The 12,084-nt window shown below is 63.8% G+C and carries 11 protein-coding genes and 1 pseudogene; 6 read left to right on the top strand and 6 right to left on the bottom strand.

The window, feature by feature from the left end; all coding sequences use genetic code 11:
* The first annotated feature begins 51 nt into the window (after positions 1 to 51).
* From S58_RS17190 to S58_RS17170, 5 genes are all read left to right on the top strand, one after another.
* On the top strand, positions 52 to 1,005 hold the full coding sequence (locus S58_RS17190; RefSeq protein WP_015666617.1) for a LysR family transcriptional regulator: 954 nt from the start codon (positions 52 to 54) through the stop codon (positions 1,003 to 1,005).
* Positions 1,006 to 1,107: 102 nt separating this feature from the next.
* Complete coding sequence (locus S58_RS17185; RefSeq protein WP_015666616.1) at positions 1,108 to 2,319, top strand: molybdopterin molybdotransferase MoeA; 1,212 nt, start codon at positions 1,108 to 1,110, stop codon at positions 2,317 to 2,319.
* Between the two features lie 221 nt (positions 2,320 to 2,540).
* The gene (gene lexA / locus S58_RS17180; protein WP_015666615.1) at positions 2,541 to 3,239 is read left to right on the top strand and encodes a transcriptional repressor LexA; all 699 of its coding nucleotides are present in this window, start codon (positions 2,541 to 2,543) and stop codon (positions 3,237 to 3,239) included.
* A 337-nt stretch (positions 3,240 to 3,576) separates the two neighbouring features.
* Entirely contained in the window at positions 3,577 to 4,017 is a 441-nt protein-coding gene (locus S58_RS17175) for a hypothetical protein (protein WP_015666614.1), read from the top strand.
* A 266-nt stretch (positions 4,018 to 4,283) separates the two neighbouring features.
* Positions 4,284 to 4,541, top strand: coding sequence for a hypothetical protein (locus S58_RS17170; protein WP_042340783.1), 258 nt, complete (start codon positions 4,284 to 4,286; stop codon positions 4,539 to 4,541).
* On the opposite strand, the pseudogene S58_RS17165 reads toward S58_RS17170, so the two are convergent.
* From S58_RS17165 to S58_RS39470, 3 genes and pseudogenes are all read right to left on the bottom strand, one after another.
* Positions 4,496 to 5,566 (bottom strand): annotated as a pseudogene (locus S58_RS17165) (ComEC/Rec2 family competence protein); the annotation flags it as partial. The gene S58_RS17170 and the pseudogene S58_RS17165 sit on opposite strands and share 46 nt — an antisense overlap.
* A gap of 38 nt (positions 5,567 to 5,604) precedes the next feature.
* On the bottom strand, positions 5,605 to 6,666 hold the full coding sequence (locus tag S58_RS17160) for a tyrosine-type recombinase/integrase (protein ID WP_377812438.1): 1,062 nt from the start codon (positions 6,664 to 6,666) through the stop codon (positions 5,605 to 5,607).
* Positions 6,591 to 6,848, bottom strand: coding sequence for a hypothetical protein (locus S58_RS39470; protein ID WP_407637883.1), 258 nt, complete (start codon positions 6,846 to 6,848; stop codon positions 6,591 to 6,593). Before S58_RS39470 ends, S58_RS17160 begins: the two co-directional genes overlap by 76 nt.
* On the opposite strand from S58_RS39470, the gene S58_RS38300 reads away from it, so the two are divergent.
* Positions 6,849 to 7,118 (top strand): hypothetical protein, encoded by a 270-nt coding sequence (locus S58_RS38300; protein ID WP_162472344.1) that lies wholly within the window; start codon positions 6,849 to 6,851, stop codon positions 7,116 to 7,118.
* Between the two features lie 155 nt (positions 7,119 to 7,273).
* Here the strand turns inward: S58_RS38300 and S58_RS35820 are convergent, their stop codons facing one another.
* From S58_RS35820 to S58_RS17145, 3 genes are all read right to left on the bottom strand, one after another.
* Positions 7,274 to 8,872 (bottom strand): HVO_A0114 family putative DNA-binding protein, encoded by a 1,599-nt coding sequence (locus S58_RS35820; protein WP_015666610.1) that lies wholly within the window; start codon positions 8,870 to 8,872, stop codon positions 7,274 to 7,276.
* Positions 8,869 to 9,192, bottom strand: a complete 324-nt coding sequence (locus S58_RS17150; protein WP_015666609.1) for a toxin-antitoxin system TumE family protein — start codon at positions 9,190 to 9,192, stop codon at positions 8,869 to 8,871. The genes S58_RS35820 and S58_RS17150 overlap by 4 nt, the downstream gene beginning before the upstream one ends.
* A 286-nt stretch (positions 9,193 to 9,478) precedes the next feature.
* On the bottom strand, positions 9,479 to 12,052 hold the full coding sequence (locus S58_RS17145) for a DUF2235 domain-containing protein (RefSeq protein WP_015666608.1): 2,574 nt from the start codon (positions 12,050 to 12,052) through the stop codon (positions 9,479 to 9,481).
* Positions 12,053 to 12,084 lie beyond the last annotated feature (32 nt).

Genomic DNA, 12,084 nt, shown 5'->3' with positions numbered 1-12,084 from the left:
CTGGGTCGAGATCTAGGACTAGGTCTTACATTCCTCAAATCGATCCAACTCATGCAGTCCATCGACCACTTCGATCTTCGCTCCTTCGACCTCAACCTGCTGGTCGCGTTCGACGCGCTGATGCAGGAACGCAGCGTCACGCGCGCCGCCGCGCGCCTCAAGGTGGGGCAGCCGGCGATGAGCCATTCGCTGTCGACGCTTCGCGTACTGCTGCAGGATGAGCTGTTCGTCCGCGTCGGCACCGTGATGCAGCCGACGCCACGCGCCGCGGTGCTTGCCGGGCCGGTTCGTGCTGCGCTGGGACAGATGCAGGCCGCGTTGCACGCCACACCGGAGTTCGACCCGGCGACGGAGCAGCGTACCGTCCGATTGGGATTTTCCAGCGAAGTGGAGCTGCTGCTGATCCCCGAACTCACGGCGGTGCTGCGCCGCTCGGCGCCCGGCTTGCGGCTTCTCAGCCGACCGACGGAGCGCAACGAGGCGCACCGGCTGCTCGACGAGGGTGCGCTGGATGTCGCGGTCGGCTGCTTCGAGGCGGTCGCACAGCGGCACAGATCCCAGTTCCTGTTCGAGCAGGCGCTGAGCTGCGTCTACAATCCCAAGCACATCGCGCTGAAGACGCCGATCAGCCTGGCCGACTACCTGTCGCTTCCGCACGCGCTGGTGACGCTGACAAACAGCCTGCAGGGCTGCCTGGAGGCGGCGCTGGATGAGATCGAGACGGAGCTCAACGTCGTGTCGGCCTCTTCGGAATTCCTGAGCGTGCTCGCCACCGTGGCCGCCTCACCGGTGATCACGACGATCCCGACTCGGATGGCGAGGCTCTACGGGCCGCGCTTCGGGCTGACGCTCTGTCCCACCCCGTTGAAGCTGCGGCTGCCGGCGGTTTCGATGGTCTGGCCGCTGCAGCTCGATCGTGATGCGGCCTCGGTCTGGCTGCGAAACACGATCGCCGATATCCTGCACGCGACCGAGCGCGCTGCCTGTCGCGTCGCAGCCGAATAGCGAGGCGATGCGGGTCTCGCCTGGGGCCCTTGGCCGCGCGGTGCGCGTTCGATAGAACGCGACTCCTGCGAGGCGCACCCGCCTCCGTCCGAAGGAACTCCCATGGCCCTGATGCCGGTGTCCGATGCGTTATCCGCGGTTCTCGCCGGCGCCGAGCCGCTGGCCGAGGAGCTGGTGGCGCTGGACGAGGCTTTTCACCGGGTGCTGGCGCGCGACCTCGCGGCGCTGCGGACGCAGCCGCCCGAGGCGATGTCGGCGATGGATGGCTATGCCGTGCGCGCGGCCGATGCGGACAAGGCGCAGGCGCGGCTGAAGGTGATCGGCGAGGTCGCGGCAGGGCGGCCCTTCCACCGCACCGTGGGGGCCGGCGAGGCGGCGCGCATCTTCACCGGCGGCGTCGTGCCGGCGGGCGCCGATACGGTCGTCATCCAGGAGAACACGGTCGCCGACGGCAGCCACGTCGTGATGACCGAGGCAGCGATCAAGGGCCGGCATATCCGTCCCGCCGGCGTCGACTTCCACGAAGGCATGGTGCTGCTCAAGCAGGGCCGCCGGCTCAGCGACCGCGATTTGTCGCTGGCCGCGAGCATGAATCATCCGGTGCTGCCGGTGCGGCGGCGGCCGAAGGTGGCGCTGCTCGCCACCGGGGACGAGCTGGTGATGCCGGGATCGACGCCCGGGCCGGGCCAGATCGTCTATTCCAACGGCTATGCGCTGCGCGCGCTGGTGCGCAGCGAAGGCGCCACGCCGGTCGACCTCGGCATCGCCGCGGACACGCTGGAGGCCACCGTGGCCGGCATCCGCCGGGCGCGCGAGGCCCAGGCCGACATCCTCGTCACCACCGGCGGCGCCTCGGTCGGCGATCACGACCTGGTCAAGCAGGCGCTGGAGGCCGAGGGCGTCGAGATGGCGTTCTGGAAGATCGCGATGCGGCCGGGCAAGCCGATGATGCACGGCCGACTCGGCGGCGTCAGGGTGATCGGCCTGCCCGGCAATCCGGTGTCGTCCTATGTCTGCGCGATCCTGTTCCTGGTGCCGCTGATTCGGCGCCTGCTCGGCCGCGACGAAGCTCGGATGCCGCGCGAGACCGCCCTGCTCGGCCGCGAGCTCGGGCCCAACGACTCGCGCGAGGACTATCTGCGTGCCCGGCTCGATGAGCGCGCAGATGGTGCGCTGATCGCAACGCCGGTGACGCAGCAGGATTCGTCGCTGCTCGGGAATCTCGCGCTGTCGCAGGCTCTGGTGATCCGGCCGGCCTTTGCGCCGAAGGCGCCCGCCGGCAGCCCGTGTGAGATCCTGCGCCTGCCCGAGTGAGCGCCGAGCGAGCAGCTCCCCCCGGCAAAGCCCGGACCATTCATCATATTTTTAGGATTGCGGAACACACATCGAACAGATAGTGTCCGTTCATGATTTGTTTTTAGTATGTTGCGGGCGCCGCGAATTACCGATCGTCCGATTGCCCTGCGCTCCCGGAATCTCTTCACGGATTCGGAGCTCTCGGATTTGGACGACGACAAACTGGGGACCAGGACGAGATGCTGACGCGCAAACAGTACGAACTTCTGCGGTTCATCAACGAACGGCTCAAGGAAGCCGGCGTGCCGCCGTCCTTCGACGAGATGAAGGATGCGCTCGACCTGCGCTCGAAGTCCGGCATTCACCGCCTGATCACCGCGCTGGAAGAACGCGGCTTCATCCGCCGCCTGCCGAACCGGGCCCGCGCGATCGAGGTGATCAAGCTGCCCGAGCTGTCGCAGGCCGCCAACAACCGCCGCGGCTTCACGCCGTCGGTGATCGAGGGCAATCTCGGCAAGGTGCGCAGCTCGACGCCGGCGCTCGACGATGGCGAGCGCCCGGTCGCGGTGCCGGTGATGGGCCGCATCGCCGCGGGTACCCCGATCGAGGCGCTGCAGACGCGCAGCCATACGATCAGCGTGCCGGCCGACATGCTCGGCTCCGGTGATCACTACGCGCTCGAGGTGCGCGGCGATTCGATGGTCGATGCCGGCATCCTCGACGGCGACATGGCGCTGATCCAGCGCAACGAGACCGCCGACACCGGCGACATCGTGGTGGCGCTGATCGACGACGAGGAGGCGACGTTGAAGCGCTTCCGCCGCCGCGGCGCGTCGATCGCGCTGGAGCCGGCCAATACCGCCTATGAGGTGCGCATCCTGCCGCCCAACCGGGTGAAGATCCAGGGCAAGCTGGTCGGCCTCTATCGCAAGTACTGACCGCAGTGACTGAGCGCGCGCCTCACCACGGGCGTGCGCGGTATGCGGCAACGACCGAGCTGTCGTCGTTGCAGATCGGCGGTGTTTGCAGCCCTGTGCGGATTGCAGCGTAGCAGCATGTCAGCGCTGGCTTCGTCGATTTGACGCGAATGCACCTCATGATGTGCAGCGCGGCATGCTCAAACGCTTGTGATCGCGCGCAGGCACACGCGGTGCAGATCAGCGCAGAATTGCCGTGAAGCGCGCGCTAACATCACCGTCGATGTCCACTCTGATAGAGGCCTGCGCCTGTCCGGGGGGAGCGTGGGTCGGCTATCTCTCAACGAGGAGCGATCCGATGTGTGACTACAGCCTCCATGCCGTTGCGTCCCGCCCAGCCAAAGTCGGCGAGACGCTGATCTCGATGACGTTCCGCGGCACCGCGACCCGCGGCTTCGCTCTCGAAAGCGAGCCCAACGTCGCGGTCTGCATGCTGCCCGGCACCGAGCTCGCCTTCGCCGAGGACGTCCGCTACGACAGCCGCTGGCTCTGGACCCGGACGATCCGCGAGCGCGTCGCCAAGTTCAACACCATCGAGAAGCACGTCCCCGATCGCCATCACGACGCCATCGAGTTCGCCGACGGCCGCCACGTGCTGGTGACCCAGCTCTGCGAAGGCCAGCGCGTCACCGTGCTGCAATTGCCGGTGAGCAAGCAGCCAGGCGAGCGCCGCCCCGGCATGGCCGAGGAGAGTCCGACAAGCGAGACCACGCCGATACGCCGCATCAGCATCACCTGAGCGCCTGCAGGTTGGACGTCTGCGTCTCTGTCGTTGGTGAGAGACCTGTTCGTACGAGATCCGCGGTGAGAGACTTTGCGCAGGCCGACGCGAAGTCCTCGCGCTCGGACTTGGCAGTCGGACTTGGCAGTCGGACTTGGCAGTCGGACTTGGCAGTCGGACTTGGCAGTCGAATTAACTGGATGGCATCGCATCACGCGAGAACGACGTCTTGCAGGAACGACATCCCTCGGCCGGCATTGTGTGTGCCGGGGGTGTTTCTCATCGTGGTCGACAAGATCGATTGGAACAAGGCCGGCCGGCTCACCGAGCCCGGCCGCTACATGCTTGCGTTCGGATGGCTGACGGTCACGGCCGATGACGTTGCGATCTGGCAGCGATATCCCGCCGCCTCGTTCACGCTGGTCGAGGTGGCCTCGCCGTTCGATGGAGCGGATCGCAGCGAGTATCATCTCGGCACGTTCGAACTCCCCGGCGCTCAATCCTCCGCACCCTGCTCCGTCTCCGGCGGTGTCGCGTCCTGAACGCGCGACGCCGGCGGGCGCGGCGTCAGTGTCGTCTCGAAGTCGCCGGCCTCGGCAGGAGCCGGCCACCACGGGCGGTCGGTTGCGCTCGTCCGGACCGGTGTGACCGCGAAGCCCTTGCCTTGCTGCACCAACATCAAGGCGCCCTGCCGCTGCACGCGCTGGCGATCGACGACGGCGGCGGCGCAGGACGATGGCGCGGCGCGCGTGGTCACGACCAGCGTGGCGCGGGCGCAATCATCGGCCAGCGCATCGGCGCGCAGTGCCATCGCGACGAGACGGCCGTCGGCCAGCGCCAGCACGCAACCGGCCTCGTCGCAGGACACGCCGTCGCCGAGCGACGAGTCCGCCGGCAGGCGCGCGTCGGCATCCGCCGCGAGCCATTCCCGGGTGGCGAACACGTCCTTGCCGGTGCGCATCACGTGCAGCCGCCCATCGCGGCCACGCACGGCGACGGCGCGTCCGTCGCCGGAAACGAGGATGTCCGGCAGCGGCGTCGCGACCGCCCACATGGTGGCCGCCACCAGCACGACGGCGCCCGACCAGCGCAGCGGCGTCCGCAGCAGGCCGATCAGGAGAAGCCCGAGACTGGCCGCGATCAGCGGGCCGATGCCGAAGGCGGCGATGCGCCCGACCGCGCCGGGCAGCGCCGCCACCCAGCGCGTCACCAGGATCATCCAGTCGATGCCCCAGCCCATCAGCGACCAGAGCGGACCATCGAGGCCGAAGGGCGCGGCGAGCAGGCCAAGCAGACCCGCGGGCATGACCAGCGCCGAGACCACGGGCATCGCCGCGAGATTGGCCAGCACGCCGTAGGGCGTGATGCGGTGGAAGTGGAAGGCCGCATAGGGCGTGGTCGCCAGCCCCGCGATCAGTGACGCCAGCAGCAGCATCGCCAGCTCACGGCCGCCCCACAGCGCGATGCGCTGCGCGGCCGATGAGTCCGGCGTCGCGAACAGTCTTGGCATGCCGAACTGCACCAGCGCGACGAGGCCGAGCGTCGCCGCGAACGACATCTGGAAGCTTGTTGCCGAAAATAGAATCTGGCAGCATAAACAGCGCGTTAACCCGTCTTTCGAGCCGCCGTCCGGGACTTTTTCCGGGACTTTGCGACAGCTTCCACCGCACTGGCCACATCGGCATCAAGGACATGGGCGTAGCGGAGCGTGCTCTTGATGTCGCGGTGGTTCAGGGCCTTCTGCACGAGCTTGAGATTGCCGGTCTGACGCAGGAGCTTCGAGCCGAAGTCGTGCCGGTAGTCATGGAAACGGAAGTCCTTCACGCCCGCCTTGGCGCGCATCCGCTGCCACGCAGACTTCGCTCCTGTGATAGTTAGCGGGTAACGCGCGCCGCGCACTCTAGCCAAGCGCTTGTTTCCATAAACGGCAACATATGTGAAGACATAGTCGGGGTGCTGCCCCTGAAGTGGAAACAAAATTTCCCGGATTGACTCTGTGATCGGAAAAACCACTCGTCGCCCGCCCTTCCCAAGCCGAACGATCTGGCGCGTCGCAAAATTCACCTCGGACCAGCGCAAAGTGATGCACTCCTTCTGGCGCATGCCGCTCGCCCGGACGAACTCGAAAAACGGCCCATAATCGGTCCGCATGGCTTCCTCGAAGGCCACCGCCTCTTCCTCCTGAAGCTCCCGTACCCGCTCCTCGGGCTCCGGCAGCAGAAGCTCCCTCCATTTGGGCTCGCGATCGAACTGTGCCCCCTCCGCCTTTGCGAAGGAGAAGAACCGCTGCAGCACCTTGCTGCTCGATCTATTGACGGTGCTATTGGAAATCAGGGGCGCATCCGTCCGGCCCTTGATCCGATGTCCACGACGCCACGCGACCATCTTTTTGGCTGCAGCGTGGTCAATCTCCGTCAGCGAGCTAGACTTGCCGAAATAGTCGACGAGCCGGGCGAAGTTTGTTTCTGTGGCCTCGGGATCAGCATCGTATTGAGCCTGCTCATTCCAGAGCCGGGCGGCGACATCATCAATCAACAATGAAGCCTTGGAGCGCTTTATTGCTTTGATCAGCTCCTTGGCCTTCGCCCGCTCTACGGCTTCAACTTTTGCGGCTTCTTTGCGGACCGAGCATTCCGTTGAGCCGTAAAACCGATGGCCACGGAGCACGAAGTCGAACTGGTAATACGGGCTTTTCTTGACCCTGAAGACGGACACGGAGCTACCTCGCGCGCGCGGTTAGCCTCAATGAACTCGTTCAAATCCGCGTCGGCAAAGCGATAGCGTGGGCGCTTCCTGCCGCGGCCGATGTTGACGTACCGCAAACGTCCATCATCGACGAGCGCCCGCACATGATCGACAGAAACACCGAGCCGCTTCGCTGCTTCTTTCAGATCGAACAATTTCACGACGCATCCCAAAGCCTAACATCGTCGCCTTGCGTCGCGCAATGGCGCCGCACGCAGATCCGTCGAACGAAAAGCAACGAGCAAGTGCAGAACGGAAGCCGGAAAGTCGAGCTGTCGTGGTGGAGAGTAAAGAAACTTGCGGCCGGCGGTTTTGGCGCGCGGGAAGGCCACGGAATTGCGGATGCAGCTCGGCGTCGGGTCGCATCGGAGTGAACCGTGAAGGTTGCGACATCGATGCGTTGGTTCGCTGCGCGCCGCGTACGGCTATGAATTGCCAATCTTCACTACACAGTCGCATGCCGGCGGCAGACACCTTTTCACTCGCCGCTTGGTTTATCGCTTGCCGGTGCCGCTCATTGTAGAACGAGTTACGCCTCGACAAAGCGTCGGTAATTGTTGCCGTACTGACGACGGATGACCTCCGGGGGGGCTCCATAGTGATCTGCGATACGCTCGACCGATCGGTCATCCTCTTCGATCATACGAACGACGCTCTCGGCGGGAGCTATAAACTCGGCCGCAAAAGCGCGCCCGACCGCCTGCCGATCGGTATAGAGATTGGCGACGCACGACGTCTTACTTCGAAAGACAAGAAAGTCGCCAATCGCCCTTGCCAGAATGAACTTGGTGTTAGCTGCGTTTTCGGTTTGAACGACGATCGTGGGGGCACTGTTAGTCTGAGTCTGAAAAGCCCGCAGGGCGCCCGGAGCCACCGGACTTGGTTCGAATTGCCTGGCACCAAAGATCGCCGCCAGCTTGGCCACGTCTTCAACCCTTGTCTCTAACGTCCAGTTAAGATGCCTGCGAAGCTTCTTCGCCATGTTGGTCCCGCGCTGATATGGGCGCGCGTTGGACTCTAAGGGCGTCTCGCGAAGCACATCCGAGAACGTTCGCAATTCGGGCATGACGTTTCGATCGCCTTGTTTGGCGATCGCCGCATGTGTCCAAACCTCCGCATCCTCAATTCCATCTCGCAAGACCGCCGAGCAGAAATCCAACCGCGATTCCTCGTCGGGAATTTCAGTGATGAGATCACGGATCTTCTGCGCCCATGTGTCAGTCAGGCCATAAGGAGACTCTCCAAGCGAACCGGCGGTGCGTGCAAAGGCCGAGTCCTCCTCGTAGGACAGGGTGTCCTCCAGGCGTGCGAGTTTGGATTGGATCGGCCGATCGAAGCGGCTGCGGCTGCGCAGTTCTTTCGCCGTGGGCCGCACAACATCGTTCAGCAGATTCTGTTCGAAGGTGCTGAGCGAGACGGTTTGTGGGGGCTGCTCCTGGGCCGACGGCCCCTCACCGCCCCAGCGCACGATCTGTTCGATGCGATTGCCCATGGATCTAACCGCAAACAATACCTGTCGCGTGGACGGGGCTTCTAAGGCGCTGAATTCGCCTACCTTATAGGGCGCGTCACGCCGGTAGAGGATTCTCCACCATTGATCGAGTATGCGCAGGACGATCGTGTTGAGGTCCCCGCCTTGTTTCGCGACGACCAAGTCGTGATTTGCCCGTGGCGGGATTGTCAACACCAGGTCTCCGGGGATGGCATTGCTGTCGGTCTCCTTGCCTTCGAAGGAGATCGACAGACGCGGCGCGTCCAACGTGACGCCGTCATCGGACGGCGTCATCTCCGGTTCGCGAACAAGTTCGATCAAGCCGAAATCTCGTGCCTTTTCGCCTCCAAGCGCGGTCAGGCTCGGGACGGACGCACGGCCTTGCGATTTGACTTCGACCAGTCCGGCCTGGATGAGCGCAGTCAAAGATCGGCTGACATTGGGTTGCGCCCGGCCTGCCAGCTCCGACAGTTCGCTAATGCTTTGTGGATGCCGCTGTGCAATGAGCCCCAGGAGCTCGCGATTGCCGGGAGCGGCAAGGACTTGCACCCAAGCCTCAGAGGGGATGGCGGGGGGGCTCTTCACGCGCTCGAGGAGCCGGTCTCGCAGCGTTTGCCCTGAAATGAGCTTGCTCATGGATCCCTCTCCTCGAACTCGAAAGGCACATTTCTGATCTTGCAGGCCTGTTCGACGCGCTCAAAGAAGTCGGTCAACAACGCAGCGGGCGACTTGAATTCATATCGGAAGCGTTGCCCAAACAACCCAAAGCGGTGTTCGTGGTCAAAGGGATCGTCATCGCCCGCTCCATCAAAACCATGAGAATTGTCGAAGCCCAACAACCGTTGTCTGCGCTCGTCTTGCAGGATCAGCGCGTAGGACAATGCGTGAGGTTGCCCCGTGGTAATATCACACCACTCCGCCCGGATGACGACTGCCAGCCATTCGGCATCTGCCAAACGCCCGCTTGGTCAATCAGGACGGCCAATTGGCTATCACCCAACATATATCATCCTGTGATATACTTCAAGGCGGCCGGAAGTTCCCTGAAGGAAGGACTTCCCGTGGTTAATCGTCAATGTGAGGCTATCCGGTCCTTCGACGACGCGGAACGAAGTTCCAGTGTCCCAAACCGGCGGCGATGGATACTCAAACAAGCGCCGGAAAGTCCCGCTACGCCAGCCTCCCCTTTCGGCCAATGACGATCGGGCTCCGACCGATCTGTGAGAACAACCCATTAGAAATTCACTGCGGTGGCGGCGGCAGGGGTAGCCTTTGAACCTGTATATCCGCGCTACCGCTGTTGTTGTCGTAAAACAACTCGAAAGGCTTGCCGATCGGGAAGATTTGCACGGCGTCGTTGACATAGAGGAAGAGTTCGCCGCTGTCCGGTGCCACGAATTCCGCCACCATCGTCTCGGCAAAATCCTGCTGTTTCCAGATCTCGCGTGCCGCTGGCAGCGCGCTGAGCGGGATCGGATTGAACCAGCCCAGCTGTTTCAGGGCGTTGCCAAGCTCCGCCGGAACATGGTCGATGTCCTCTACGTGTATAGGACGTGCGGTGCCGTCGGGGGCCGTGCGCGGCAGACGATCCGCAGCCATGCCGTTGAGCGCAACGAGGGGCAGCTCAGTTGAGCTCTGCGACCCTATCCGCAACACCGGTTGAAACCAGTTTGCCCCGTAGTTCCGAAGCATGGGTAACGCCGCCAGATGACGTACATCGGAGATCTGGAATCCGCCCACCCCCGACATGATCGTGCGGTCGAACCAGGGCTCTCGAATGCTGATCCAGATGCGATATTTAAGACCTTTCTCGACCGCAAGGCCGGTGGACCAGCAGAGAGACTTGATGTCGAAGCCACGGCGGGCGCTGACTGCTTCGGTGATCGGAGTTGCCGGAATGCTCGGGCTGGCGAAGCTCTCGCTGCGGCAGAGCCGACCGGCTCCCGCTTGCCAATTGAAATAGCCGCGCCCGGCCCACACAAGCGCGACGCAGGCAATCAGCAACAGAAACAGCCCGGGAAAGACCAGGGTGGTGACGAACCAATAGATTGATCGCACGGCGGCGGATTTGCGCACGAACCGCGCAATCCTGAGCAACACACCAGACCGTCCCGGATCCGCGACATTGCGGCCGGGCCGGTTCCAGGCCAGCCGGGCTCGCTCCTGAATGCGGTCGCGCAGGAAGCTACCCGCCCGCCAAGCTGCAATCGCACCCAGCACGATCAGCATCGTGGTCAGCGGATGCGTCCTCGCAGCGTTGAGCCAGGGCGTAAGATAACTTGGAACGATCGCCGCGAGCATGGTGGCCGCCGAGGCGATGACGCTGCTGATGCCGTTGGAGATGGCCGACAGCCAAGGCCGGCCAACAAATGCCTGCTTCTCCAAGCTCTCGGCGATCAGCGGCCATGCGACGATCGCGCCCAGCAACCACAGCAGCGCGAAATACGCCACGCGCCGCCAGAAGACCGTATCACACGCCTGCTCGGCCATTTCTTGATTGGGCGCCGGCATGGTCGAGACGGCTTCAATAGCCGCCGCAGTACCCGCCGCCTCGGCGTGATGCGCGGCTTTGCTGAACCTCAGCGCCGCGCGCTGCGGCCTGTCGGTCATGGCGACGACCTCGCCGCTCGGCATCAGCACTTTGGCATTTGCTGGCAGCATGATCGGCGCATAGTTGTCGCAGCCTCGCTGCATACGCTCGACTACGCTGTGGTCGACCACCGGCGGACCGCCGTCCTGTTCGCCGTCGCCGATCACGCGGGGGCTGTAGCGATATAGAACCGCCGGGCCGCTGCGCGAATCATGCATCGGACCGAGCGGCGACTGATAGGCGCAGAACCGTTCGATCTGACCGGGTTGAAAGCGCAGCTCCGACCCGAGCTGTTCGGTCATCCAGACCAGCGGAACGTAAGACAGCGTGCCGTCCGGGTAGCCGCCTCCGACATCGGAGTGCACCCCGCTGAACCATACCTCGACGATCCGCGCAGGATCCACCTCCTTGCTGCGGTCGAAGCGGATCGGCTGAAACGTGGCACGTTCGTCATCCAGCGAAAGCGCGTGCCGGGCGCGTCTGACCTTGTCGGACAGAACACGGTTGCGGAACGAAATCGGCCAGATCGCCCAGTCGATCGCGCCGCGCAGTTCCTCGATCGGGACACCGAACGCCTCGACCGTATCGAAAAGTCCGATAAACGCGATCCGCACGTCGCGGCGTTCGGCCCCCATACAGGAGCGTAATTCCGCGTAGGAAAGGTCTTTCCGCAAGCCGCCAAGCACTCGCACGACGATATCGCGCACCGCGCGGGCGATCCAGATCGTAGGCAAACTCTGCGTCCACGGAATCGTCTTGCTGCGGTAATTGCGCCAAGCAGCCATGGCGTAACGCTGCATTTGTTTGTGCGAAACCGGCGTGTCGTCGATCTCGGCCGGAACGAAGCCCTCGCTAGCGATCAGCGCCGCCAGTGTGCGGGCCGTGAATGCGCCCCGGCTGAATCCAAAAATGTATATCTGATCGCTCGGCCGCCAATTCCAGCACAGGAAGCGATACAACGTGCGGACATTTCCCGGCACCCCAATGCCAGTGGCGCCGTCGAGTATCGCCCAGGGACGCCAGCCGGCCGTTCCAACGCCTTTGATATAATAAGCAATTTGATCAGTCTGAGTGCGGTCGAGCGCCTCATAGAGCCGCCAAATATTGGATTCCTGAGTGGAGAATGCATTGCCGGTACCGTCTACGAACAGCACGATCTTGCGGCCCGTCGGCAGGCCTTCCGTGCTTTCTGGCGCGCTGCTAAGCGCCTCGTCGCCATCGGGCATGCCATGCTCCACCTTGTGTCACGGTAGCTACT

Origin of the sequence: Bradyrhizobium oligotrophicum S58, from assembly GCF_000344805.1 — a bacterium.
In the GTDB taxonomy this organism is placed as follows: Bacteria; Pseudomonadota; Alphaproteobacteria; order Rhizobiales; family Xanthobacteraceae; genus Bradyrhizobium; species Bradyrhizobium oligotrophicum.
This window is presented reverse-complemented; position numbering and strand designations above follow the sequence as displayed.

Excerpts from the sequence above, each read along its gene's own strand:
- S58_RS17185 (WP_015666616.1), top strand. The coding sequence starts at position 1,108 with ATGGCCCTGATGCCGGTGTCCGATGCGTTATCCGCGGTTCTCGCCGGC.
- S58_RS17175 (WP_015666614.1), top strand. The coding sequence starts at position 3,577 with ATGTGTGACTACAGCCTCCATGCCGTTGCGTCCCGCCCAGCCAAAGTC.
- S58_RS17145 (WP_015666608.1), bottom strand. The coding sequence starts at position 12,052 with ATGCCCGATGGCGACGAGGCGCTTAGCAGCGCGCCAGAAAGCACGGAA.
- S58_RS17190 (WP_015666617.1), top strand. The coding sequence starts at position 52 with ATGCAGTCCATCGACCACTTCGATCTTCGCTCCTTCGACCTCAACCTG.
- S58_RS35820 (WP_015666610.1), bottom strand. The coding sequence starts at position 8,872 with ATGAGCAAGCTCATTTCAGGGCAAACGCTGCGAGACCGGCTCCTCGAG.
- lexA (WP_015666615.1), top strand. The coding sequence starts at position 2,541 with ATGCTGACGCGCAAACAGTACGAACTTCTGCGGTTCATCAACGAACGG.
- S58_RS38300 (WP_162472344.1), top strand. The coding sequence starts at position 6,849 with ATGATCGACAGAAACACCGAGCCGCTTCGCTGCTTCTTTCAGATCGAA.